Raw genomic sequence first — 21,792 nt, forward strand, 5'->3', positions numbered from 1 at the left:
ACGCGGTTACTTCTTGCGCGAGCCGGCCTTTACCACGTTCTTCGTGCCGGGCGAGGGCTTCTTAGTTGCCTTCTTGCCAGCCTTCTTCGTGGACTTTTTGGTGGCCTTCTTGGTTGCCTTCTTCTTCGTCGTCTTCTTAGAGGACTTCTTGGTGGACTTCTTCTTGGTCTCGCCGGAAGCTTCCTTGGCGCGGCGCTCAGAAAGGAGTTCGTTCGCGCGAGCGTCGGTAAGCTGCTCCGGGTCATCGCCACGGCGCAGGGAGGCATTCGTGGTGCCGTCGGTGACATAGGGGCCGAAGCGGCCGTCCTTGACGGTCATGGGCTTGCCGGAGACGTCGTTATCGCCCAGCTGCTTAATCGGCGGCTGGGCCGCGGCGCGGCCGCGACGCTTCGGCTCGGCGTAGATGCGGCGGGCCTCGTCCAAGGTGATGGTGAAGATCTGCTCTTCCTTAGCCAGCGAGCGCGAATCGGTACCCTTCTTCAGGTACGGGCCATAGCGCCCGTTCTGCGCGGTGATCATCACGCCGTCGTCCTCGCCCACCTCGCGCGGCAGAGAAAGCAGCTTGAGGGCCTCCTCCAAAGTCACAGTGGAGGGTTCCATGGAGCTAAACAGCGAAGCCGTACCCGGCTTGAGCTTGTTCTCGATGTACTCCTTGACGCGCTTTTCCTTCTGCTTCGCGGCCGTCTTGGTTTCCCAATTCTTGGCGCGCTTGCCTTCCTCGGCGCGTTGCTTGTCCTCCTCAGCGCGCTCCTTGGCGACGATCTCCTCGGCCTCACCCTCGGCCTTCTCCCGCTCATCCTCGCGGACGACCTCGGTGACATAGGGTCCGAAGCGGCCTTCCTTGGCCACGATCATGCGGCCGTTTTCTGGGTTCTCGCCCAGCTCGCGGCCGCCCTGCGGGGTGGCGAAAAGCTTTTCCGCCAGCTCCTCGTTCAAACCATCCGGGGTGACGGTTTCGGACAGGTTAGCGCGCTGATACTCGATGCTGCCGTCGTCATTAGTGCCAACGGCGCGCTCGATGTACGGGCCGTAACGGCCTACGCGGACAAAGACGTCGCGGCCCTCGGTGTCGGTGTAAAGGCGCAGGGAGTTGACCTTGCGGGCGTCGATGGCTTCCAGGTTGACGTCGATAAGCGACTTCAAGCCGCCGTGACGGGCAATGGAAGCCGCCTTCTGCTCGTTGGCCTCGGCGTTGCCAAAGTAAAAACCGTTTAGCCAGGCGGTACCGTCCTCGATACCGGTGGCAATCTGGTCTAGCTCGTCTTCCATGGAAGAGGTGAAGTCATAGTCCACCAGCTCGGTGAAGTTTTCCTCCAATAGGCCTACGACGGCGAAGGCAACCCAGGATGGCACCAGCGCATTGCCGCGCGAGACCACATAGCCGCGGTCCTGGATGGTCTTGATGATGGACGCGTAGGTAGACGGGCGTCCGATGCCCAGGTCCTCCATCTTCTTGACCAGGCTGGCTTCGGTATAGCGCGCCGGCGGGTTGGTGGAGTGTCCCTCGGCGGAGACCTCCTTGGCGGTCAGGCCGCGGCCCTCCTCCAAGTGCGGCAGGCGGGTCTCGCCCTTCTTGTCACCCTTGGCGTCGTCCGCGCCGTAGGCCTTCAAGAAGCCGGGGAAGGTAATGGTGCGGCCGGTGGCGGAAAATTCCACGTCATAGCTGCCCTTATCCGTGGCGGCGGTGCCGGCCACGGTGACCTTCATGGAGGTTCCCTTGGCATCGGCCATCTGGGAGGCGACGGTGCGCTTCCAAATCAGGTCATAGAGCTTAAACTCCTCCGCATCCAACTGGCCGGAGAGCTGGCCCGGGGTAGCGAAGGACTCGCCGGCCGGGCGGATGGCCTCGTGGGCCTCCTGGGAGTTTTTCACCTTGCGGTCATATACGCGCGGGGAATCAGAGACGTACTCTGCGCCATAAATGCTGGTAGCGGAATTGCGCGCGGCGGACAAGCCCTGCTTAGAGAGCGAGGTGGAGTCCGTACGCATATAAGTAATGTGGCCGTTTTCGTACAGGCGCTGCGCAATGCGCATGGTGCGCTCAGAAGTAAAGTGCAGGCGGCGGCCGGCCTCCTGCTGCAGCGTGGAGGTCATAAACGGCGCATAGGGCTTGCGCGTATAGGGCTTGTGTTCGACCCCAGCGACCTGCATATCCGCACCGCGCAGCGCGGTTTCTAGCGCCTTGGCCTGCGGCTCGGTGATGACGATGACGTCTTTGCTCTTGACGTTTCCGCGGTCATCAAAGTCGCGGCCCAAGGCCACGCGCTTGCTATTGACGGCGGTGAGGCGGGCGTCGAAAGTAGCGGGGTTGTCCGCGTCCGCAGCGCCGGTATCTAGCGTGGCGGCCAGGTCCCAGTAGTCGGCCGGGATGAACGCCATGCGCTCGCGCTCGCGCTCGACGATGACGCGGGTGGCCACCGACTGCACGCGGCCGGCAGAAAGCCGCGGCATGACCTTCTTCCACAGCACCGGGGAGACCTCATAGCCGTAGAGGCGGTCGAGGATGCGGCGGGTTTCCTGGGCGTCGATAAGGTTGTAATCCAGGTCGCGGGTATTGTCCGCGGCCTCCAGGATCGCGGACTTGGTGATCTCATTAAAGACCATGCGGCGCACCGGAACCTTGGGCTTGAGCACCTCGAGCAGGTGCCAGGCGATGGCCTCGCCCTCGCGGTCAGGGTCTGTTGCGAGGTAGAGCTGGTCGCACTGCTTCAGCTTGGACTTGAGGTCCGCGACCTTCTTCTTTTTATCGGGGCTCACCACGTACAGCGGGGCGAAGTCATCCTCCGGGTTCACGCCGAGGCGCGCCCAGGATTCCTTCTTATACTTAGCCGGCACGTCCGCAGCGCCACGGGGAAGATCGCGGATATGGCCCACGGAGGCCTCCACGATGTAGTTATCTCCGAGGTAAGGCTGAATCTTCTTCGCCTTCGTCGCCGACTCGACGATCACCAAGGTCTTTCCCGGCCCGGCTGCTTCTGCCACTTCGACTTCATCCCTTTCGATGATGCGAACAATAAGGTTTGCACGCTTTCAGCAATCGCCCCTAGCGTACACAGTTGATCTGCGTTTCCTTTCTCGCACCATATACGCGGTTCTGCCAAAAGGCCGTTTTCAGGGGCACTATGTACCCCCACGGAACGGGTCTATACTGGCCTACTTAGAACGCCCAGTAGCTGTGAAAGCATTGTGGGGCACGATAGCACACCCAAGACAACGCCCGCGGAGGATTCATGGTTGACACCATCACTATGTGGATCGAAACCGTCATGTCCACAGAGTGGATCTACCCGCTGGTGGGCGTACTGATCTTTGGTGACTGCTTCTTCCCCGTGCTGCCTTCTGAAATCCCGCTCAATATGGCCGGCGCCTGGTCCGGCTCCCAGGGCTTTCCGCACCTGCCCACCATGTTTTTCGTGGCGCTCATTGCCGCCATGATGGGCGATAATCTCTGTTTCCTGCTGGGCACGCGCTTCATGCCCCTGCTTCAGCGCGTACCTAAGGGATCGAAGGCCTACGAGGGGCTCAACTGGGTCAAGCGCAATATGCGTCGCGGCGGCGGTGCGGCCATTATTATTGCCCGCTTCATTCCTTCAGCGCGCCTGTTTATGACCATCCTGCTGGGGTCGATGCGCTTCCCGTGGCTCGTCTTTGTCTTCTTCGACACCATCGGCGTCGCTCTCTGGGCAGCCGAGGCGCTCGCCATTGGCTACCTGGGCGGCATGGCCTTTTCCAATTCGCCCGTGCTGGCCGTGGTGGTCAGCATCATCGCCGCCGTCATCATCGGCGTGGGCCTGCAGAAGCTGCAGAATAAGTTCACCGAGTGGTGGGATACCCGCCGCGGCTACGCCGAAACGCCGTAGCAGAAAGGCCAAAGCGGGAAGGCCTGAGCGAGGAAGCCGGCCGCCTAGATGACGGACACGGACTGGGCCTGCTCGCCCTTCGGGCCGGAGCCTACTTCGAAGGTGACCTGCTGGTTTTCCTCTAGGGTGCGAAATCCGCTGCCCTGGATCTCGGAGTAGTGGACGAAGATATCGCCTTCGCCGTCCGCGCGCTCGATGAAGCCGTAGCCCTTTTCAGAGTTAAACCACTTAACGGTTCCTTGTGCCATGGTGTGCAGTCCTTTTCTTAATTGGCGGTGCGGCGATTCCGCGCCGAGGGGTTCGGTAAATGCGTCCTTTAGCAGTACCTTAAAGTGTAAACACCGCACCAAGACATCATTGGCCTCATATCAGTGTGACACGTTCCACGCCAAAGCGATAGGCCTAACTCACGAGGGGGTAAAAATTGGCTCACCCGGAAACGGATAATCCCCTGGGAGAAGAGCTGCTCGAGTTCATCCAGCGCCGCCTCGATGAGTCCACTCTCACATTTCACACCACCCTGCCGCCGCAGCGCGCGCAGTATGCCGAGTGGCCCGAATGGGTGCTGCCGGAATTGAAGGACAAGCTGGTCGAAGGGGGCGTCGGCAAGCTGTATAGCCACCAAGCGGAGCTGGCGCAGGCGGCCTGGGCCGGCGAGGATGCGGTGATTTCTACCGGTACGTCCTCGGGAAAGTCCCTGGGCTACCAGCTGCCCATTTTGAGCCGGCTGGCGCAGGAGCCGACCGCCTGCGCGCTGTATCTCACCCCCACCAAGGCGCTGGGATCGGACCAGCTGCAAGCCGTGCTCGAGCTGTGCCGGGGCATTCCGGCGCTCAAGGGCGTGGTGCCCTCGCCCTATGACGGCGATACACCGCAGGAATCCCGCGCGGGCGTGCGCGATCATTCGCGGTTCATTTTCTCCAACCCGGATATGGTGCATATGTCGCTGCTTGCGGCGCATGCGCGGTGGGCGCGGCTGCTGCGGCACCTGGAGTTCATCGTCATCGATGAATGCCATTCCTACCGGGGCGTTTTTGGCGCGAACGTGGCGCTGGTGCTGCGGCGCCTGCTGCGCCTGTGCGCGCACTATGGCTCGCGGCCGACGGTAATTTATGCCTCGGCCACTATGAAGGACCCGGGCCGGCATGCGCAGCGCCTTACCGGCCGGCCCGCCCGCGCGATTACGGAGGACACCGCCCCCACCGGCGCGCGCACCGTGGCGCTATGGGAGCCGGGCTTTATCGAGGGGGCCGAGGGCGAGCACGGGGCGCCGGTGCGCCGCGCCGCAACCACCGAGGCGGCCGAGATGATGGCCTCCTTCATCGCCGAGGGCGCGCGCACCATGACCTTTGTGCGGTCGCGCCGCTCGGCCGAGGTAGTGGCCATGCGCGCGGCCGAGGTGCTCTCCGGTAGCCTTGGCCGGCCCGATTTTGCCCAGCGCATCGCCGCCTACCGCGCCGGTTACCTGGCCGAGGACCGCCGCAAGTTGGAGCACGCGCTTGACGACGCCTCCTTGCTCGGCGTCGCCACCACCTCCGCCCTTGAGCTGGGTATCGACGTCGGTGGGCTCGATGCCGTAGTCACGGCCGGCTTCCCGGGGACCGTCGCGAGTTTTTGGCAGCAGGCCGGGCGCGCCGGCCGCCGCGGGCAGGGCTCGCTCGTGGTGCTCGTTGCCCGCGATGAGCCGATGGATACCTACCTGGTCCACCACCCCGAGGCCCTGCTGGGCCGGCCGGTGGAGGCCAGCGTCTTCAACCCGGCCAATCCGTATATCCTCTTCGGCCACGTCTATTGCGCCGCGGTGGAAAAGCCGCTGGATGATGCCACGATTGCCGCCTGGGGTGCGCAGGATGTGGTTCACCAGCTGGCCGAGTCTGGCCTGCTGCGCCGCCGCGAGCGCGGCTGGTTCGCCGTGCCCATCCCCGCCCATGCGCCGGAGGAACTCTCGCCCGAAACGGCGCATACCGCGGTTTCGCTGCGCGGCGGGGCGGGCGAGGAAGTCATGATTGTGGATTCCTCCGACGGCCGCCTGCTCGGCACCATCGACGCCGCCCGCGCTACCAGCCAGGTCCACCCCGGCGCGGTGTACCTGCACCAAGGCGAGAGTTTTGTCATCGAGGAGCTCATCCTCAGCGATTACCTGGCCCTGGCCCGGCCCGAGACCCCAGACTATTCCACGACTCCGCGCTCCACCACGGATATCCGCATCCTGCGCGAGGCCGATAACCTGGTCAATTACTCCCCAGGGCTGTGGGTGGCGGACGTGGAGGTGGAGGTCACCGACCGCGTCACCGGCTACCAGGTGCGGCTTGCCGACGGCACCATTGGCGACGATATCCCCCTCGATCTCCCCGAACAACGCCTGGTCACCCGGGCGGTGGCCTACACCATCGATCCGATGGCGCTTTCCGCGATGGGGGTTACCGCCTCCGATACGCCCGGCACCTTGCACGCGGCCGAGCACGCCGCCATTGGCCTGCTACCGCTTATCGCCACCTGCGACCGCTGGGACATCGGCGGCGTGTCCACCGCACTGCACCCCGATACGCAGCTACCTACCGTCTTTGTCTACGACGGCCACCCCGGCGGCGCCGGTTTTGCTGAGGAAGGCTTCCGCCGCTTCCCCGAATGGATCGCTGCCACCTTCGAGGCCGTGCGCTCTTGTCCGTGCGAAGCCGGTTGCCCGTCGTGCGTGCAATCGCCCAAGTGCGGAAACGGAAACAATCCGCTGAGCAAGGACGGCGCCATCAAGCTACTGGGTGCGCTGGTCACCATGACGCAGGGCTAGCCTCAACTTAAGCGGTTTTGCCTTCTTCTTCATTTACTCGCTGCGCCCGCGCGTATTCATAGTCGGCGCTGCGCTGCAATAGCTCCTCACGCCGATGAGGAAACCGCTCCAATATGATGCGCTGAATTTCCGCCGCTGCACGTGCGCGAGTGCGCCGCACTTCCGGATTCGGCTCATAAAAAGGCGAGCCTTGCGGATGCCTCATGGAGCATCGCCTCTTTCTTCTTTCGGGGCAGATTTGTCGAGCTCACCCTCTCTAAACTCTTGGGCAAAGTCCCACAGCGTGTTGATAAAAGGGGAATCTCCTTCAACGTCCGATAATAATCCCAGAATTGTGGGGAGAAAATACCATCCAGTAATTCTTTCGGCGCTTTCCGCCGAGTCAGTCTTATCGATACACCACTGCACAATTCCCCACCATCTATCTTGTTCCCGCCTATGATCCGATTTGATTTCTTCGCGTACCTTTCGGCGGTATTCCCGCCAAGCGATAAAGCCTGCTACGGCTGCCACTGCGGTGGGGATAAGGCGCACTACTGCTTCTTGCCAGGTCATACCGGCCCGGCCTTCGCTTGAGTGGACCGTCCACGGACCGTGGCGGTGACGATGACGTCGCGGCCGGATTCGGTGCAGGTTTCTAAGGCGGCGTCGTTAAGCGCGGCGGTATCGCGCGCGGCGGTGCAAGCATCTTCACCCGTAGCGAGGGCCCAGGCACCGGCAACCGCCGCGAGGTCGGCCGCCACCTGAGCCTCGTGGCGCGCGGCCACCCGCGAGCCCACTGCCGCCACGATAAGCAGCAGGCTCACGATGGCGACGATGATGCCGGCCGCGGCAATGGTGGCATAGCCTTCCTCGCCGCAGCGCTGCGGCCTACTCATTTCCGCCCACCTCGGCCGGAAATACCGCCTCGGAGCGCATGGTGCCGACGGGGGCATCGACGCTTACCGACGCCCTCACCAACCCACCGCTTTCTTCCACGCTGACCTGGGCATCCTCGCGCGGGGGATGGTATTCGACGCCGATGGCGTGCGAACGCGCGGCCGCGCCCGCCATGTCCACCGCGGCGATATAAGATGCCAGCGTGGCAATGGCACCCACGATTCCCGCCGCGACCAAGACCAGGGAGCTTAAAGCCAAGGCGGCCTCGATGGTCACGGAGCCATCGTCATCAAATACCCTGTGCATCTTTCCTCCTTTCTGCCGGCAGGCTGGGCCCGCCGGCCGCGGTTAAAGAGCGGCGCTAGCTCGGGGTGTTCGAGAGGGCGTCGGTAATGATGCCCTCGATGGCATCGACCACCCCGCCGCCGTTGATGACCATGTAGAGCACCCCGGCAAGCGCGGCGGCCGCCAGAGATCCCATGGCATATTCGATGGTGCTCATCCCCTCGTCATTGCGGATGAGCTGGGAATACTTATTAAGTGCGTGCATGATTAGTGTCCTTTCACATGAGGTTTAGAGAAGTTGTGCGCCCAAACTGATGACTACGGGCGCAAGGCCTAGAACGATGAATGCTGGCAGGAAGCACACCGCCAGCGGGAGGGCGATAAATACTCCTGCGCGCTCCGCCTGCGCCGTGGCGTGGGCGGATGCTTCCGCGCGCAAAGAAGTACAGATTCGTTGACATCCGGCCGCGATGGTAGCGCCGGATTGGCCCGACATGATGACAAGCTGCGCTAAGTCCTCCAGCCCCGCATGGCCCTTCATGTGGCCCCACGCGGACTGCGCGGGAACGCCCACGCCGAGCAGCGCGGCGACGGTCTCCCACAGCTCCTTGGTCTGGGCATCCGCGGTGCGGGCCACCGCGGTGGTGGCGCCGTGCACGGATAGCCCTGCGGCCAGGCATGCTGCGAAAAGTTCGACGTCGCCAGCTACTGCCAGTGGGTCCAGCGGTGCGGCCGGCTTGAGCTTGCTTATCAGTCCCCCGCGCGCGGTCGGGCCATCGCGCGGGGTCTTGGCGGTGGTCTCGGTTGCGCTGGCAGGTGCCAGGCGGGCGGTGTGCGGCGGCAGGCCAATGAGGGCGGCGAGGGCGATAAAGATGAGCGGGGTCATGCGGCCGCCTTCCGGATAATGACGCGCGACCAGGCGAACCCGCCGCAGGCCAGCGCCACGCCCACCACGAGGAGAATGCCGCCTACTCCACCGCCTAAAAGGAAGCCGAGCGAGTTAGCACCCATAGCGCCGCCCATGGCGATGCCGGCTATGGGCAGGCACGCGAGCACCGTGGCGGTGGCTTGGGGACCTTGCAGGCTAGCGGCGGTGGATTGCTGGTGGCGTCGGGAAGCGTCGAGGCGGCTTTGTGCTTGGTCGAGCAAGCTGGCCACCGCAATGCCGTGGTAGGTGGAAAGCTCTAATAAGTGACCTAAGCGGTGAAGCTCTGGCAGGGCCTTGCCGCCCTGCGCTTCTATCAGCGCCATGTGCGGCGGCGCACCGCGCGCGGCGAGGGCGGCCGTGGACTCTAGTGCTGTGGATACCTCGCGCGGGGTGGTGGCTGGCAAGGACTCCACGCCGCGGGCGAGCGCCCCAGCCAGGGTCGCCCCCGCACGCAGGTCCGCGGTGACGACGCCCAGGTAGGCGGCCAGTCCCTCGCGGCCGCGCCGCTCTGCCCGCGCGGCCACTAGGTCTTTGACGTACCAGGACACGCACCACGCGATAATGGCGGCGGCGAAAGCGATGCTGATGCGGCCCACTGAGTAGAAGACCAGGCTGCCGCAAAAGACTGCACCTAGGATAACCACGGAGCTGGTCTGTGCCCGGCGCGTGGCTGAGGCCAAGCGGCCGGCACTCGAGGGCGCGGGTATAAGGAGCGCGGCGGCAAGGAAGAGGTAGCTAAGCATGGCTGGCCTCCCCGGCATGTTCTCCCAGCAGCTGCGCGGAGAATTCCGCGAAGCCGTCTGCCGGGCCATCTTCAGCGCTCCAGATGATGCGCGGGGTCACTGGGTTTCCCTCGAGCACACCGATATGGGCGAGGCGGCGGCCCTGCGGGGTGCGCTCCATGGTCAGCACCATGTGCACAGCCGCCGCCAATTGCGAGTGCAGCGCCGCGCGGTCCAAGCCGCCGAGGGCGGCGAGGGCCTCCATGCGGGCTGGTACTTCAAAGAGGGAATTGGCGTGCAGCGTGCCGGCGCCGCCGTCGTGGCCGGTGTTGAGCGCGGCGAGGAGATCCACCACCTCGCGGCCGCGAATCTCGCCCACCACGATGCGGTCCGGCCGCATGCGCAGCGCTTGGCGCAGCAGTTGTGACATCGTGACCTCGCCGCTTCCCTCCGCGTTAGCCCGGCGCGAGACCACGCTGACGCAGTGCGGGTGGTGCGGGGAGAGCTCGGCGGTGTCCTCAATAACAAGGATGCGTTCGCGCTCGGAGACGGTTCCCAAAAGCGCGGAGAGCAGGGTGGTTTTGCCGGAACCGGTGCCGCCGATGACGAGGAAGGAAATCCGCTTGTCCACCACGGCGCGCAGCAGTGCCGCGATGTCTTCAGGCAGCGTGCCATTGTCTACAAGCTGGGGCAGGGTGGTCTGCGCTTGGCGCAGTACGCGCAGGCTCAGGCAAGTCCCGGCAACCGCGGGCGGGCTTAGCAAGGCGTGGACGCGCAGCACGACACCATCGGGGCGAGTAACGCGGCCATCGGCAAAGGGCTGCGCATCATCGAGGCGCGTGCCTGAGGCTGCCGCAAGCCGGCTGGCCAGCTGGCGGACCTCGGCATCATCGCGGAAGGTGATATCGGTGCGCTCAAGGCCTTCGCCGCGGTCCATGAATACCGCGTGTGGCCCGTTGACTACGACGTCTGTAACGCCCTCGCGCCCCAGCACCGCATCGAGCGGGCCCATGCCGGTGGCGTCTTGGCGCAGGCGGCGCAGCAGATCAAGCACCGCGACGTCACTAATCACGCCAGCTTCCGCGCGAATGCGCCGGGCCAGGGCTGCCGCATCATTCACCAAGTTGGGCTCGGCGGCGATGATGCGCTGCATCTTTTCTAGCGTTTCTTGTGCTGCTGTGTGTTCGCTCATGCGCCGACCTCCTCGAGAACCGCGCGGGCGGCCTTGCGCAGGGGTGCGGGGAGGCGCTGCGGCAGGCCGCCGATTTCTACCGCGCGGGTGAGGCCCCGGAGCGTCGGCAATTCTGCCAGCACCGTGCTGTGGACGATGCGTTCTATTTCCGCCGCGCTTAACGACGCCCACTGGCGTTGCCGCAGCACCACCACGCACCTGCGCCGCGCGGCATCGAGACGCACCAGAAGTTGTGCGGCCGACGCGGCCGATCGCACCTCCGCGGCCACCACAATGACCACGTGGGTACAGGCATCCGGGATGGTCTCCGGGGTGCAATCCACCACGCATATCCCTTCGCCCGCATGGGCCGCCCCTACTACCCGGGCAAGCAGGTCCTTGTCCAAGCGGAAGGGATCCGCGACGGTGCTGCGCGCGGCCGAGAGCACTGCTACCCCATCAGGCGTGGATGGCAGCGCGCGGTAGAGATCGGCGGCATCGATGCTGCCATCGCCCACGGTAAGCTCCGGCCAGCGCGCCCCCGGTTCCGCTTCTACGCCGAGCAGGAGGTCGAGGCCGCCGGAGTATGGGTGGGCGTCAACAAGCAGGGCGCGACCGTCGGCTGCGCATTGGGTGCGGGCCAGCGCGGCCGCGAAGGTCGAAGTACCCACCCCACCGCTCGCGCCAACCACGGCGATGGTCGCACTGCCCGGCCGCGCTTCCTGCGGCGCGCCCGCCGCGGCAATGCTCGCCAGCAACTCCTTCACCTGGGCGGGGATAATAAAGGCGCTCTCCGCGTGGCAGGCAAGCGCCGCCTCGTAGTCAATCGGTCCGGGGTCCGCGGCCAAGAAAAGCACGGGCGCAGGCGCGGTATGGGTGCGCCGCGCTGCTGCCACCACGCGGGCCATCAAAGAATCAACCAGCACCGCATAGGCCCCGGGCAGGCTGCGCGGGATATCACGGGGATCAGTTACGGTCAGCACATCGTGGCTGGTCGCAGCCGCAGCGTGAACGGCCTCGGCGCGCAGCGCTTCGTCACCAATGGCGACAACGATGACGGCGGAATCAGGGTGTAATGCGTTCATGCCTCATAGCCTGAAGCAGTCGCGCAACCGCAGCGAGGCTCTGGCAGCAGCGTTGTGGATAACCCGCCAGACGTCACCATGTAGGCGCGATTTGGTTGTCGTTTCAACCAAAATTCTGTGGATAACCGGCACCGCACGGCGGTAGATATAGGTGACGGCCCGCGCATCGGGGGGGTGTGCGCGCGGGCCGTCAGTAACCCGGCCTCGGGGGGGTGAGCCGGGGCAGGCCGCACAGTATATCGGGGCCTTGCACGCATTATTATGACATGTTCGCCACCCAATCACAACAGCTAACAGCAGATTTCCACGGTCACGGCGCTGACCTGCACCGAATGCATGTTCACTCAGCGCCACCCCCACGCGGGTTCCCAATCCCACATTAGTGGCATACAAATCACCGTTAACGTCAGCCACTTCTACACCAGCAAGCGCTGAGGGCGGCTACACTCGGCAGCACATCATGACTACTTCCCGCGAGCCCCGTCATCCCCGCCGCGCCGACACCACCCGCGCTGGCGGCGACCCCGCACGCACCGCGGCGTTTTTCGATCTGGACAAGACCATCATCGCCACCTCCTCGGCCTATGCGTTTGGTCGCGAATTCCTCCACAACGGGCTCATCTCGCCGGCCGAAGCACTGCAGCTATCACTTGCTAAGGCCACCTATATGTTTTCTGGTCTAACCAGCGAAGGCATGGATTCCACCCGCGACCAGCTCACCGCACTGGTCACGGGCTGGTCCGTGGACGAGGTGCGCGCCATCGCCCGCGAGACCATGCACCACGTGGTCACGCCCTCCATTTATGCCGAGGCCCGCGAGCTTATCCGCGCCCACCGCGCCGCTGGCCACCACGTGGTCATCGTCTCTGCCTCCGCGGCCGTGCTGGTGGACATCATCGCAGAGGAACTCGGCGTCGAGCACGTCATCGCCACCGAATTAGCAGAGGAGAACGGGCGCTTTACCGGGGAGGTGCTCTTCTATTGCAAGGGTCCTACTAAAGCAGAGGCACTGGAGCGGACCGCAGCGGCAGAAAACCTCGACCTTCATGCCAGCTACGCCTACTCGGATTCCGCTACGGATATCCCGATGCTGGAAAAGGTAGGCCACCCCGTCGCCGTCAACCCGGACAAGCAACTAAAGCGCCACGCCCTCGCCCACGAGTGGGAGATCCGCCTCTTTAAGGACCCAGTGCCGCTCCTGCCTGCACCGACCGCCAAAGAAATTGGAATCGGCGCCTCCGTTCTGGCAGGTACCGCGGCAGTTATCGGCGCTGGCCTGTGGCTCGCCCAGCACCCGGGCCGCCCCGGCCCGCCCAAGCGGGGCCCACGGCGCGTCTCTTAGGCCGCGCGGGCAATCGCGTCGGCTTCTTGGCCGCCGGCGGTCCAGGCGGCGAGGTGGGTTAAGAGGGCGTCGGCAAGCGCGGTGCGGTAATTGCCCACCGCGGCGGCATACTCGGCGCGGTGGCGGGTGTAGTAAACCTCGGGCACGGCGAAACCGCGCGGGTCAAAGCCCGTATGCACCGCGGCGAGGCGGGAGGCAACGCGGGCGACGAGGCCACTGCGAGGGCCAAAGAACTCGCCGGCGGCAATCTCGGCATGGACCACACTCGGCAGCAAGAGATCGAAGGCAGGACCGCCACCCTGCGCGATGAGCCGGCCCAGCCCTTGCAAGCGCGCACTCTCGCCGGCCGGAATGCCGGTACCGCCGGCCGCGACATCGATGCGGGCCAGCACCTGCAGCGGTGCCCGGGCAAAGGAGCGCACCGTGGCATCTAAGAGTTCCGGGGCGGCCACGGAATAGGCACTGACAGCGCTGGCCAGCGGCCCTTCTTCCATATCTTCCGGTCCCGGATGTGGGGGGATGACGTGGCCGTCCAGCGCCACGCTGGCACGGGCGCCGCGCATGAGGGACTCCGCAGAGATGACCTCAAACTTGCGCAATCCTGCAGGTCGGCGGTGTGCGCGGGCAATGGCAGCGGCGGCCTTTTCTGCACTTTCTTTCACCCCCGGCAGGCGAAACAGCGGGGATAACGCGTCATTTTCTGACATATCCATTAGGATAGCCGTGGAAGTCCCTAAGTATGCGTGGCACCATGGGATAATAGTGATTCCATTATTATTGGGGACATTACAAGGTTTAGATAAACGCGAGGAGAATTAATCGTGAGCAACGACGGACTTTTTACCGACGGTACTGATCAATTTGCACCGAAGGTGAACTCTATCCCTTTGAGTGACGTGGATACGTCCTCGTCCGAGACCTCGGTAGGCCAGCTGGTCTCCAACGCCACCGAGCAGATGTCCCAGCTCGTGCGCTCCGAGGTGGAGCTAGCCAAGACCGAGCTGGCAGAGTCCGCTAAGAAGGGCGGCATCGGTGCAGGCCTCTTCGGCGGCGCAGGCACCATCGCGCTGTATAGCTCCTTCTTCTTTTTCTTCTTCCTGGCCGAGCTTCTCGCCGTCTGGTTGGACCGCTGGGCTGCGTTCCTGATCGTCTTCTTGATCATGATCGTCCTCGCCGGCATCCTGGCTTTCGTTGGTCTGAAGAACGTCAAGCAGGTCAAGGCCCCGCAAAAGACCATTGACTCCACCAAGGAGCTCAAGAACCTGGTTCCGGGCAAGGCGCAGAAGTCCCTGGACCGTAAGAACACCCACGGCCTCTACACCTAAACCGGCAGGCGCCACGCGTACGTGCACCCCTCTATCCGCCCTAGCTAGCCTGGGGCGGATTTTGTGTACTTCCTCCCCCTTTTCTCTACCGTTTCTGCCCCAACTATAGAAAGGCGGCACCATGGCCTTCGCACCCCTGCCTCCCTCAACGGTGGAGCTGGATGGACCTTATGCGCATGAGTTCGTCCACACCCGCGGCATCCGCCTGCACGTCGCCACGGCGGGCGATAGCACGCAACCACTCGTGGTGCTCATCCACGGCGCTTTTGGCGGGTGGTTCGACTATCAGGACGTCGTAGCGCCGCTTGCCCAACGTGGCTTCCACGTCGCGGCCGTGGATATGCGGGGCTTTGGCATGTCCGATAAGCCGCCCATTGATGCGGGGCAGGATATCCGCACCTTGGTGGGCGATATTAGCGGGCTCATTCAGGCCTTGGGCCATGACGATGCCTTTGTGGTGGGCGCCGATACGGGTGGCGCCGTGGCATGGTGTTTGGCCGCAGAACGCCCTGAGCGGGTGCGCGGCCTGGCCTCCATTTCCGCCGCCCACCCGGTGGATCTGCGCCGCGCGATTGCCGCCCGGCCGTGGGATTTTGGCTGGATTAACCTGCGCTCGCTGCTGTGCCGCCTGCCGCGCGTTACCCGCGCCCAGAACCTACTACTTAGCCCGCGCGCCTACCGCAAAGAGCTGGAGCTGGATACGGGGCCTTCGCTTGCCGACGCTACCCTAGACCGCATCCTCGATCTCCGCCTGCGCGCCTCCCGCATCGGCAGCGTCCGCCGTGGAATCTTGTGGAACCACCGCATGCGCACCGCCGTGGTTCCCTTGACCTGGGTGGAACTAGCAGTAGAGCGCCCCGTGCTCTTCATCCACGCCCAGCAGCGACTGTGGAACCCCGTGGTCCGCCGCGCCGCCTCGCGCGCCCGCCGCGGATTTACCACCACGACCATCCCCGGCGCGAAGAACCTTCCGCACCTGGAAGCACCGGCGGATTTCGTTTCCACGCTAGCGGCCTGGCTACAAGAACACTGCTAGTGCGCCACGCACTCCCCGGTATCAACCGGGTGGGTAAGCTGCGTGATGTCTCCGATCTGGGCGTTGACTTCATCGGCGGTTAAGGCATAGCCCGTCTCGGAATCATCCACCGAGGCGCCAAAGACCACACCGAGGACCTCGCCGGCCGTGTTGACCAGCGGTCCGCCGGAATTTCCTTGTTGGATCTTGCCGCGCACGGTGTAGGAATCGCGTTCCACGCGACCATGCGAGTAGATATCCGGGCCGGAAATGGTGATGCGATCGCGCACGCGCGCCATCTCGGCGTCGAAAGGCCCGGAGTGCGGGAAGCCCATGACCATGGCATCATCGCCCGTCTGGGCCGGGGCCTGGGCCCAGGGCAGCGGATCGATGCCCAGGTCGCGCGAGTGCAGCACCGCCACATCCACATCCGGGTTGTAGTAGACCACGGTCGCGTCCTTGAGGCCCACCTTGGTATCCAAGCGCACGGTCTGCGTGCCGGCCACTACGTGAGCATTGGTGATCACGTAGTCATCGGCCGCCACGAAGCCGGAACCCATGAGGCGGCGGGAGCACTCTTCGGCGTCGCCAAGCACGTGAATGATAGACGGCCGCATGCGCCGCACCATCTCCGGATCCTCCACGTCTGGGTCCGGCTCTTCTACTTCCTCGGTGCTAATCGAGTTTTGCCACGGCGAGACCAGCGGCGGCAAGCCGGACTCATTGAGCATCGCCGCCACGCCATTGGGCAACGCCGCTACCCGCGCTGGCGCGGCCGAATTGAGGTTGCTCAAGATGCGGGAATCGCGCAGGCCCTGGCCGGCCGCACCGCCTAAATTGGTGGCCACAGGGATAGAAATGAGCCAAATAACCACCAAGGCGGCAAAGGCTTGAAAAACCGCACCCACGGCGGAATCAAGGCGCTGCGTCTTGCGCGCCTTCATGCGATCGCGCACGCTGCCGCCCAACGAAGATCCAATGAGCTGCCCGATGCCCACAAAAAGCACCAGGATTCCCACCAATAGCAGCAAGCGCAGCGAGGGCTGATCCACCAGGCGCAGGGCGGCCGGGGCCACGGCAATGCCTAGCACTACCCCAGCGCCCACACCTATGGAGGCCAATACCGCCGCGAGGGCGCCATTGCGCCACCCGCTCAGGAGCGCTATGAGGACGGCGACCACAATCAGGCCGTCAACGATGAGCGCAGGAGTCATGGCTATGGGTTCTTTCTATCTGGGGTTTAAGACGTATACGTACCGCGGCACCAGCGGTTAGGACATCTTCTCATTATTGCGGGAGTTTGTGAGGGAGTCACGCAGGTCCATGACTGAATTGTTATCCCATGGAACGCTCCACCCGGCGTGCTGCAATAGTGCCGAGAGCACGCCGGCGGTAAAGCCCCAAATGACGTAACCATTGGCGTGAAATGCTGGTCCTTGCCATTTTCTAAAGCCCACCATGAAGCGGTTGCGCGTATCGACCAGCTCCCGGATAGGCACGAGAAACACGTCATCGGTTTCATCGGGGCTGGCGGGATAGACCTCCCCCGGCTGGGTCCAATGCGCCAAAATGGGGCTCACCGGATTGCCGGTGGCGCGGATATGCAGCTGCTCCCACTGCTCCAGCGGGGTCACGGAGTTGCGCTGCAGATCCGTTTCCTCCCAGGCTTCCCGCAGCGCGGTATCCACCAAGGAGGTATCGGCGGGATCCCGGCGTCCGCCGGGAAAGGCAATCTGGCCCGAGTGCGAGCGCATGGACGGCGAGCGATGCGTGAGCAAAATCCTGGCCTCCTCCGCGCTCTGGCCGCTCAGCAGCATGAGCACGGCTGCTTCCCGCTTGACCGGCACCTGCACATTAGTGCCATTGAGGGACGAAGCCTGGCGGTTGCCAATGAGCTCTTGCACCTGGCTGGGGTCTACCCCCAGCGCCGGCTTGAGCCATTCTGGCGTGCGCTCGGGAAGGAGTTGACTCATGCCGCAATCGCCTCCTCCACGGCCTTTTCAATCTCCGCTGCGGAGCTAAACGGCTGCGCAAATTGCTTGCGCACCTCACCGTCCTTGAGTACCACCGTCACCGGCACCACGCCCGGCAGGCCCAGCTCACCGGCAAACTTATTATCCGAATCCTGGAAGCTCGGCAGCTCGACGCCCAAGTCATTCAAGAAAGCTGCACCGTTTCCCGCGTTCTTATCCGCGTGCACGCCCACGACCTGCCAGTCCGGATGCGCTTCCGCCACATCCTGCAGGTAGGGAAGTTCCGCGCGGCACGGCTCGCACCACCACGCCCACACGTTAACCACGGCTATGCCCTCATCGGCGGGCTTTCCGGCGGCCGCACCGCCCAAGCATTCCAGCTCCACCCCGGCCACGGTGCCGGCCGGGCAGTCCGGGCGCTGCGGGACTTCTTGCGAAGGAGCCTCGCTTGGCGACGCCTCCTCGGATCCGTCCCCGCCCCGCAACTGCGAGACCCCAGCTACCGCAATGACGGCGATGAGGATCGCGGCAATCACCGTGCCAAGGACGTAGTTCTTCATACCGTTAGCCTAGCGCCCACGAGCGGCTGGACACATATCCCGCAGAACGCATGCATCGCACTCCGGCGTGCGCGCATGACATACCTGGCGCCCGTGGAAGATGACGCGGTGTGAAAACATCGTCCACTCTTCTTCTGGCACGAGCTTAGCGATGTCCCGCTCAATCTTTACCGGCGTCTTCTCCCCCGTCAGCCCGAGCCGCTGCATGAGGCGGCTAAAGTGCGTATCCACGGTCAGTCCGGGGATCCCGAAGGCATTTCCGAGCACCACCAGTGCGGTCTTGCGACCAACACCGGGCAAGCTGGTCAGTTCCTTGACCGTGCGCGGGACTTCGCCTTGAAAATCTGCCACCAGCTTCTCCCCGATGCCCAAAAGGTGTCCCGCCTTGGCGCGCTGAAAGCCCAACGGCCGCAGGATGCTCTCCAAGTCCGAACGCTGCGCGGCCGCATAATCCGCCGCCTCGGGGTAGCGGGCAAAGAGTTCAGGGGTCACCGAATTCACGCGTTCATCCGTGCATTGTGCGGAAAGAACGGTGGCAATGAGCAGCTGCAGCGGGGAGTCATAATCCAAGGCACACCGTGCATCCGGGTACTCCTGCGCCAAACGCCGATTTACCTCCGGTGCGCGCAACTCCGGCGCGCTGGCCGCTGACAGTGCTGAATTCATGGGGTTTAGCTTAGTAGACTAGGAAAACATGATTTCACTCGTGATTCTGGTACCACTTGCCATCGCCCTTTTCGCCCTCCTGATGGAAAAGCTCGAGGCAGTCGTTTTTGCTGACTAGGCCGCAAAACTGCTGGCCTGAACCGTGCACTAGCACGAGTAGAGTTTCTATAGTGTGACAAAATTTCTGTGAAGTACCAAAAGTGACCAATTACACTGTAAGATGAAACGCGGTACACAGTGACCCCGCTTGTTCCGCATTGTCGAGTGCATGAAAGACCGCACCCAGATGTGGCACAGGCTCATCTATGGACTTTCGCAGTCGACATCCAAGGAGTAAAACGTGGAAGGCGTACAGGACATCCTCTCCCGCGCCGGAATCTTCCAAGGCGTTGATCCCGTTGCAGTGCAGCACCTTATCGAGCAGATGGAGACCGTGCGCTACCCGCGCGGAACCACCATCTTCGACGAAGGCGAGCCCGGTGACCGCTTGTACATCATCACCTCGGGCAAGATTAAGCTCGCCCGCCACGCCCCGGACGGCCGCGAAAACCTGCTGACGGTCATGGGCCCATCCGATATGTTTGGCGAGCTGTCCATCTTCGATCCGGGCCCGCGCACCTCCTCCGCCGTGTGCGTGACCGAGGTTCAGGCCGCCACCATGAACTCCGAGCTGCTCAAGAAGTGGGTTGGTGACCACCCCGAAATCGCCCAGCAGCTGCTGCGCGTGCTGGCACGCCGCCTGCGCCGCACCAACGCTAACCTGGCTGACCTCATCTTCACTGACGTTCCGGGCCGCGTGGCAAAGACCTTGCTGCAGCTGGCTAACCGCTTCGGTGTTCAGGAAGGCAGCGCCCTGCGCGTAAACCACGACCTGACCCAGGAAGAGATTGCCCAGCTGGTGGGCGCTTCCCGTGAGACCGTCAACAAGGCGCTGGCCACCTTCGCGCACCGCGGTTGGATCCGCCTCGAGGGCAAGTCCGTGCTCATCGTCGATACCGAGCACCTCGCCCGCCGCGCTCGCTAAGACCGCGCCAGTTCGCTACCCCGCTCCGGCGGGGTTTCGCTGGTTTTACCCCCTTTTAACCAGTTCCGCACCGCACTTGTGGCCACGGTACGCTCCACTCCGCACCGCCTGCGGGCCCCACCGCGGCCGTACGTCGGCACTGCGCGCCTCCTGCCTCAGCCCACAGCACAATTAAGCCCCTCTTCCCACCAAAGAGGAAGAGGGGCAAACTGAGATAGGCTTATTTAGCCTCGCCGTCCAAGTACTTCAGCGCGGTGCGCGTGGACTGCTCCGCAGCGTGGCGCAGCACTGGGTCCACATCGTCATACATCTCGTTGACCAGGGTATTCAAATCCACATCATCGCCTAGGCGGGAGCGGATCTCTTTAATCTGGTCAAGACGGTAGTGGCGGCGGTCAATGTACTTGCGGGCCACCTGAGAGGTGTCATCCAAGTCCGGACCGTGTCCTGGGAACAGCGCAATATCCTTACCACGCTCTTCCAAGGTGTCGAGGGTGTGCAGGTAATCGGCCAAGTTACCGTCCGTCTCCGAAAGGAGAACGGTGTGGCGGCCGGCGATGGTGTCACCAGAGATAATGCCTTCGAGGCGGGAATTTCCTACCTCCTCGCTCCACACAAAGAAGCAGGTGGAATCCGCAGTATGGCCTGGGGTGTGCACGACCTCGAGACTTGGGGTGATGCCATCGAGGGAGATGTGCTCGCCGTCCTGAAGGGCCTCGGCACCATTGCAGTAGCTCGGATCGAAGGCGCGGATGGGGGCGCCGGTCATCTGCCGCAAGCGTTGTGCGCCCGAAGCGTGGTCATCGTGGCGGTGGGTAATCAAAATCAAAGCCACCTCACCTGCGTTGCGGTGCACAACGTTGAGATGGCCTTCATCCTCGGGACCCGGATCTACGACGATCGCCCGAGAGTCTTCAGCGGCGCGAATAATCCACGTATTCGTACCCTCAAGGGCGGTGTAGCTGGGGTTATCACAAAGGACTACGCCAACGGATTGGCTGACGGGACGCAATTGACTATATGCGGGGTGCTCCATAGTTACTAGCCTATCCGATCAAGCAGTAATTTCTACGATTAGTTCGATCTCTACCGGGGCGTTTTTAGGCAACGCGGCCACGCCCACAGCGGAGCGAGCATGCTTTCCAGCATCCCCAAAGACCTCACCGATGAAATCGGAGGCACCATTGATTACTGCCGGTTGCTCCTCATAGGACGGATCGGAGGCCACAAACCCTACGATCTTTACCACGCGGGAGATATTGTCCAGGCCAACTTCGTCATCGATAGCGGCAAGCGCATTCAGCGCCGCGATGCGTGCCTGTTCCTGGGCTTGTTCCGTGGTGACTTCGGCGCCAACCTTGCCGGTGAGCGGCAGGGCGCCTTCCACGAGGGGAAGCTGGCCAGAGGTCCAGACCTGATCACCCACGCGCACGGCCGGCACATAGGAAGCTAACGGCTTGGCGACGCCCGGTAGCTCATACCCCAGCTCCCGCAAGCGAGCATGAAAGCCCATTTACTCTGCCACCTCGCGCTTGAAGTAGGCCACGACGTTTTCCGGGTTAGGACCCGGGGTGACGGTGACCAGTTCCCAGCCATCTTCACCCCAAGAATCGAGGATCTGCTTGGTGGCGTGGGTAAGAACAGGTGCGGTTGCGTATTCCCATTTAGTCATGGGCCCATTCTAACTATTAAATACGCCCCACGCCGTCTAAATTCCTAAATCCCGACGAGCTCGCCACCTTGGGCCAAGTAGTGAGCCCAATCCGTGATGTGGGGGTTCTTGCGCAGCAGGGCTCGGCGCTGGCGCTCGGTCAGCCCGCCCCATACACCGAACTCGACGCGATTATCCAAGGCATCAGCGCGGCATTCGGTCAGTACCGGGCAGTGGCGGCAAATGACGGCCGCCTTGCGCTGTTCCGCACCGCGAACGAAGAGGGCATCCGGGTCGCCCTTGCGGCATTTGGCCTGGGTGACCCACTCACCACGCTCGGGATTTCGGGCTGTATTAGACATTCCAGCAGTCTTCACACGAACGGTCATGGGTGAGTGTGCTCCTTCCCAGACGGAATACTATGTAACGCATCTAAGTCTATTCATCCAGGTAGAAGATTGTCTAACACGTCACACTTTAGGGGGTGCGAGTGATCTTCCACCTACCAAGGGCGACCA

At 63.4% G+C, this 21,792-nt stretch carries 26 protein-coding genes; 6 read left to right on the forward strand and 20 right to left on the reverse strand.

Annotated features, from left to right (window positions below):
• Positions 1 to 6 precede the first annotated feature (6 nt).
• The gene (topA, locus tag MHK00_RS06860; RefSeq protein WP_250410944.1) at positions 7 to 2,982 is read right to left on the reverse strand and encodes a type I DNA topoisomerase; all 2,976 of its coding nucleotides are present in this window, start codon (positions 2,980 to 2,982) and stop codon (positions 7 to 9) included.
• A gap of 248 nt (positions 2,983 to 3,230) precedes the next feature.
• Between topA and MHK00_RS06865 the strand changes: the two genes are divergently transcribed.
• Positions 3,231 to 3,860, forward strand: a complete 630-nt coding sequence (locus MHK00_RS06865; RefSeq protein WP_150851762.1) for a DedA family protein — start codon at positions 3,231 to 3,233, stop codon at positions 3,858 to 3,860.
• 44 nt (positions 3,861 to 3,904) lie between these two features.
• On the opposite strand, the gene MHK00_RS06870 is transcribed toward MHK00_RS06865, so the two are convergent.
• Entirely contained in the window at positions 3,905 to 4,108 is a 204-nt protein-coding gene (locus MHK00_RS06870; protein WP_005323097.1) for a cold-shock protein, read from the reverse strand.
• A gap of 176 nt (positions 4,109 to 4,284) precedes the next feature.
• Between MHK00_RS06870 and MHK00_RS06875 the strand changes: the two genes are divergently transcribed.
• Positions 4,285 to 6,648, forward strand: a complete 2,364-nt coding sequence (locus MHK00_RS06875) for a Zn-binding domain-containing protein (RefSeq protein ID WP_250410945.1) — start codon at positions 4,285 to 4,287, stop codon at positions 6,646 to 6,648.
• Positions 6,649 to 6,655: 7 nt separating this feature from the next.
• On the opposite strand, the gene MHK00_RS06880 is transcribed toward MHK00_RS06875, so the two are convergent.
• From MHK00_RS06880 to ssd, 9 genes are read right to left on the reverse strand one after another with little or no spacing between them, the layout of a single operon-like run.
• Complete coding sequence (locus tag MHK00_RS06880; protein ID WP_005327148.1) at positions 6,656 to 6,853, reverse strand: hypothetical protein; 198 nt, start codon at positions 6,851 to 6,853, stop codon at positions 6,656 to 6,658.
• Positions 6,850 to 7,203 (reverse strand): hypothetical protein, encoded by a 354-nt coding sequence (locus tag MHK00_RS06885; protein ID WP_250410946.1) that lies wholly within the window; start codon positions 7,201 to 7,203, stop codon positions 6,850 to 6,852. Before MHK00_RS06885 ends, MHK00_RS06880 begins: the two co-directional genes overlap by 4 nt.
• Entirely contained in the window at positions 7,200 to 7,526 is a 327-nt protein-coding gene (locus MHK00_RS06890) for an Rv3654c family TadE-like protein (protein WP_250410947.1), read from the reverse strand. The genes MHK00_RS06885 and MHK00_RS06890 overlap by 4 nt, the downstream gene beginning before the upstream one ends.
• The gene (locus MHK00_RS06895) at positions 7,519 to 7,833 is read right to left on the reverse strand and encodes a hypothetical protein (protein ID WP_005323101.1); all 315 of its coding nucleotides are present in this window, start codon (positions 7,831 to 7,833) and stop codon (positions 7,519 to 7,521) included. Before MHK00_RS06895 ends, MHK00_RS06890 begins: the two co-directional genes overlap by 8 nt.
• Positions 7,834 to 7,888: 55 nt before the next feature.
• Positions 7,889 to 8,077: a DUF4244 domain-containing protein gene (locus MHK00_RS06900; RefSeq protein WP_005327144.1), complete on the reverse strand. Its 189-nt coding sequence runs from the start codon at positions 8,075 to 8,077 to the stop codon at positions 7,889 to 7,891.
• 24 nt (positions 8,078 to 8,101) lie between these two features.
• Positions 8,102 to 8,698 carry a type II secretion system F family protein gene (locus MHK00_RS06905; protein ID WP_250410948.1) on the reverse strand — a complete coding sequence of 199 codons (597 nt, stop codon included), beginning with the start codon at positions 8,696 to 8,698 and terminating at the stop codon, positions 8,102 to 8,104.
• Positions 8,695 to 9,483, reverse strand: a complete 789-nt coding sequence (locus MHK00_RS06910; RefSeq protein ID WP_250410949.1) for a type II secretion protein F — start codon at positions 9,481 to 9,483, stop codon at positions 8,695 to 8,697. Before MHK00_RS06910 ends, MHK00_RS06905 begins: the two co-directional genes overlap by 4 nt.
• Complete coding sequence (locus MHK00_RS06915; protein WP_250410950.1) at positions 9,476 to 10,654, reverse strand: TadA family conjugal transfer-associated ATPase; 1,179 nt, start codon at positions 10,652 to 10,654, stop codon at positions 9,476 to 9,478. The genes MHK00_RS06910 and MHK00_RS06915 overlap by 8 nt, the downstream gene beginning before the upstream one ends.
• On the reverse strand, positions 10,651 to 11,718 hold the full coding sequence (gene ssd, locus MHK00_RS06920; RefSeq protein ID WP_250410951.1) for a septum site-determining protein Ssd: 1,068 nt from the start codon (positions 11,716 to 11,718) through the stop codon (positions 10,651 to 10,653). The genes MHK00_RS06915 and ssd overlap by 4 nt, the downstream gene beginning before the upstream one ends.
• Before the next feature lie 460 nt (positions 11,719 to 12,178).
• Between ssd and MHK00_RS06925 the strand changes: the two genes are divergently transcribed.
• Positions 12,179 to 13,060: an HAD family hydrolase gene (locus MHK00_RS06925; RefSeq protein WP_250410952.1), complete on the forward strand. Its 882-nt coding sequence runs from the start codon at positions 12,179 to 12,181 to the stop codon at positions 13,058 to 13,060.
• Here the strand turns inward: MHK00_RS06925 and MHK00_RS06930 are convergent.
• Positions 13,057 to 13,773: an oxidoreductase gene (locus MHK00_RS06930; RefSeq protein ID WP_250410953.1), complete on the reverse strand. Its 717-nt coding sequence runs from the start codon at positions 13,771 to 13,773 to the stop codon at positions 13,057 to 13,059. The genes MHK00_RS06925 and MHK00_RS06930 overlap by 4 nt on opposite strands.
• 108 nt (positions 13,774 to 13,881) lie before the next feature.
• Here MHK00_RS06930 and MHK00_RS06935 point away from each other — a divergent pair, with 108 nt between their 5' ends.
• Together MHK00_RS06935 and MHK00_RS06940 are read left to right on the forward strand one after the other, a co-directional pair.
• On the forward strand, positions 13,882 to 14,385 hold the full coding sequence (locus tag MHK00_RS06935; RefSeq protein WP_005323120.1) for a phage holin family protein: 504 nt from the start codon (positions 13,882 to 13,884) through the stop codon (positions 14,383 to 14,385).
• 121 nt (positions 14,386 to 14,506) lie between these two features.
• On the forward strand, positions 14,507 to 15,421 hold the full coding sequence (locus MHK00_RS06940; RefSeq protein ID WP_250410954.1) for an alpha/beta fold hydrolase: 915 nt from the start codon (positions 14,507 to 14,509) through the stop codon (positions 15,419 to 15,421).
• Here the strand turns inward: MHK00_RS06940 and MHK00_RS06945 are convergent.
• Genes MHK00_RS06945 through nth form a run of 4 tightly spaced genes read right to left on the reverse strand, consistent with a single transcriptional unit; the run spans position 15,418 to position 18,599 of the window.
• Positions 15,418 to 16,614 (reverse strand): MarP family serine protease, encoded by a 1,197-nt coding sequence (locus MHK00_RS06945; protein ID WP_179387294.1) that lies wholly within the window; start codon positions 16,612 to 16,614, stop codon positions 15,418 to 15,420. The two genes, MHK00_RS06940 and MHK00_RS06945, sit on opposite strands and share 4 nt — an antisense overlap.
• Before the next feature lie 57 nt (positions 16,615 to 16,671).
• The gene (locus MHK00_RS06950; protein WP_250410955.1) at positions 16,672 to 17,373 is read right to left on the reverse strand and encodes an NUDIX hydrolase; all 702 of its coding nucleotides are present in this window, start codon (positions 17,371 to 17,373) and stop codon (positions 16,672 to 16,674) included.
• On the reverse strand, positions 17,370 to 17,933 hold the full coding sequence (locus MHK00_RS06955; RefSeq protein ID WP_150851620.1) for a TlpA family protein disulfide reductase: 564 nt from the start codon (positions 17,931 to 17,933) through the stop codon (positions 17,370 to 17,372). The genes MHK00_RS06950 and MHK00_RS06955 overlap by 4 nt, the downstream gene beginning before the upstream one ends.
• Before the next feature lie 9 nt (positions 17,934 to 17,942).
• On the reverse strand, positions 17,943 to 18,599 hold the full coding sequence (gene nth, locus MHK00_RS06960; protein ID WP_250410956.1) for an endonuclease III: 657 nt from the start codon (positions 18,597 to 18,599) through the stop codon (positions 17,943 to 17,945).
• A 340-nt stretch (positions 18,600 to 18,939) separates the two neighbouring features.
• On the opposite strand from nth, the gene glxR reads away from it, so the two are divergent.
• Entirely contained in the window at positions 18,940 to 19,623 is a 684-nt protein-coding gene (gene glxR / locus MHK00_RS06965; protein ID WP_005323128.1) for a CRP-like cAMP-activated global transcriptional regulator GlxR, read from the forward strand.
• A 220-nt stretch (positions 19,624 to 19,843) separates the two neighbouring features.
• Here glxR and MHK00_RS06970 read toward each other — a convergent pair whose 3' ends face one another.
• From MHK00_RS06970 to MHK00_RS06985, 4 genes are read right to left on the reverse strand one after another with little or no spacing between them, the layout of a single operon-like run.
• Positions 19,844 to 20,659 (reverse strand): MBL fold metallo-hydrolase, encoded by an 816-nt coding sequence (locus MHK00_RS06970; RefSeq protein ID WP_040424920.1) that lies wholly within the window; start codon positions 20,657 to 20,659, stop codon positions 19,844 to 19,846.
• Between the two features lie 18 nt (positions 20,660 to 20,677).
• Positions 20,678 to 21,136 (reverse strand): RidA family protein, encoded by a 459-nt coding sequence (locus MHK00_RS06975; protein WP_005323130.1) that lies wholly within the window; start codon positions 21,134 to 21,136, stop codon positions 20,678 to 20,680.
• A complete protein-coding gene (gene sp36 / locus MHK00_RS06980; RefSeq protein ID WP_005323131.1) occupies positions 21,137 to 21,295 on the reverse strand; it encodes a Sp36 family protein in 159 nt (52 codons plus the stop codon).
• Positions 21,296 to 21,339: 44 nt separating this feature from the next.
• Positions 21,340 to 21,663, reverse strand: coding sequence for a WhiB family transcriptional regulator (locus MHK00_RS06985; protein WP_005323132.1), 324 nt, complete (start codon positions 21,661 to 21,663; stop codon positions 21,340 to 21,342).
• Between the last annotated feature and the right edge of the window lie 129 nt (positions 21,664 to 21,792).

Source organism: Corynebacterium tuberculostearicum, assembly GCF_022347385.1.
GTDB lineage: Bacteria > Actinomycetota > Actinomycetes > Mycobacteriales > Mycobacteriaceae > Corynebacterium > Corynebacterium tuberculostearicum_M.

Excerpts from the sequence above, each read along its gene's own strand:
- MHK00_RS06900 (WP_005327144.1), bottom strand. The coding sequence starts at position 8,077 with ATGCACGCACTTAATAAGTATTCCCAGCTCATCCGCAATGACGAGGGG.
- MHK00_RS06975 (WP_005323130.1), bottom strand. The coding sequence starts at position 21,136 with ATGGGCTTTCATGCTCGCTTGCGGGAGCTGGGGTATGAGCTACCGGGC.
- MHK00_RS06905 (WP_250410948.1), bottom strand. The coding sequence starts at position 8,698 with ATGACCCCGCTCATCTTTATCGCCCTCGCCGCCCTCATTGGCCTGCCG.
- MHK00_RS06940 (WP_250410954.1), top strand. The coding sequence starts at position 14,507 with ATGGCCTTCGCACCCCTGCCTCCCTCAACGGTGGAGCTGGATGGACCT.
- MHK00_RS06870 (WP_005323097.1), bottom strand. The coding sequence starts at position 4,108 with ATGGCACAAGGAACCGTTAAGTGGTTTAACTCTGAAAAGGGCTACGGC.
- MHK00_RS06885 (WP_250410946.1), bottom strand. The coding sequence starts at position 7,203 with ATGACCTGGCAAGAAGCAGTAGTGCGCCTTATCCCCACCGCAGTGGCA.
- sp36 (WP_005323131.1), bottom strand. The coding sequence starts at position 21,295 with ATGACTAAATGGGAATACGCAACCGCACCTGTTCTTACCCACGCCACC.
- MHK00_RS06910 (WP_250410949.1), bottom strand. The coding sequence starts at position 9,483 with ATGCTTAGCTACCTCTTCCTTGCCGCCGCGCTCCTTATACCCGCGCCC.
- MHK00_RS06925 (WP_250410952.1), top strand. The coding sequence starts at position 12,179 with ATGACTACTTCCCGCGAGCCCCGTCATCCCCGCCGCGCCGACACCACC.
- MHK00_RS06970 (WP_040424920.1), bottom strand. The coding sequence starts at position 20,659 with ATGGAGCACCCCGCATATAGTCAATTGCGTCCCGTCAGCCAATCCGTT.
- nth (WP_250410956.1), bottom strand. The coding sequence starts at position 18,599 with ATGAATTCAGCACTGTCAGCGGCCAGCGCGCCGGAGTTGCGCGCACCG.
- MHK00_RS06880 (WP_005327148.1), bottom strand. The coding sequence starts at position 6,853 with ATGAGGCATCCGCAAGGCTCGCCTTTTTATGAGCCGAATCCGGAAGTG.
- MHK00_RS06890 (WP_250410947.1), bottom strand. The coding sequence starts at position 7,526 with ATGAGTAGGCCGCAGCGCTGCGGCGAGGAAGGCTATGCCACCATTGCC.
- MHK00_RS06955 (WP_150851620.1), bottom strand. The coding sequence starts at position 17,933 with ATGAAGAACTACGTCCTTGGCACGGTGATTGCCGCGATCCTCATCGCC.
- MHK00_RS06895 (WP_005323101.1), bottom strand. The coding sequence starts at position 7,833 with ATGCACAGGGTATTTGATGACGATGGCTCCGTGACCATCGAGGCCGCC.
- MHK00_RS06985 (WP_005323132.1), bottom strand. The coding sequence starts at position 21,663 with ATGACCGTTCGTGTGAAGACTGCTGGAATGTCTAATACAGCCCGAAAT.
- MHK00_RS06950 (WP_250410955.1), bottom strand. The coding sequence starts at position 17,373 with ATGAGTCAACTCCTTCCCGAGCGCACGCCAGAATGGCTCAAGCCGGCG.
- ssd (WP_250410951.1), bottom strand. The coding sequence starts at position 11,718 with ATGAACGCATTACACCCTGATTCCGCCGTCATCGTTGTCGCCATTGGT.
- MHK00_RS06915 (WP_250410950.1), bottom strand. The coding sequence starts at position 10,654 with ATGAGCGAACACACAGCAGCACAAGAAACGCTAGAAAAGATGCAGCGC.
- MHK00_RS06930 (WP_250410953.1), bottom strand. The coding sequence starts at position 13,773 with ATGGATATGTCAGAAAATGACGCGTTATCCCCGCTGTTTCGCCTGCCG.
- MHK00_RS06945 (WP_179387294.1), bottom strand. The coding sequence starts at position 16,614 with ATGACTCCTGCGCTCATCGTTGACGGCCTGATTGTGGTCGCCGTCCTC.
- MHK00_RS06865 (WP_150851762.1), top strand. The coding sequence starts at position 3,231 with ATGGTTGACACCATCACTATGTGGATCGAAACCGTCATGTCCACAGAG.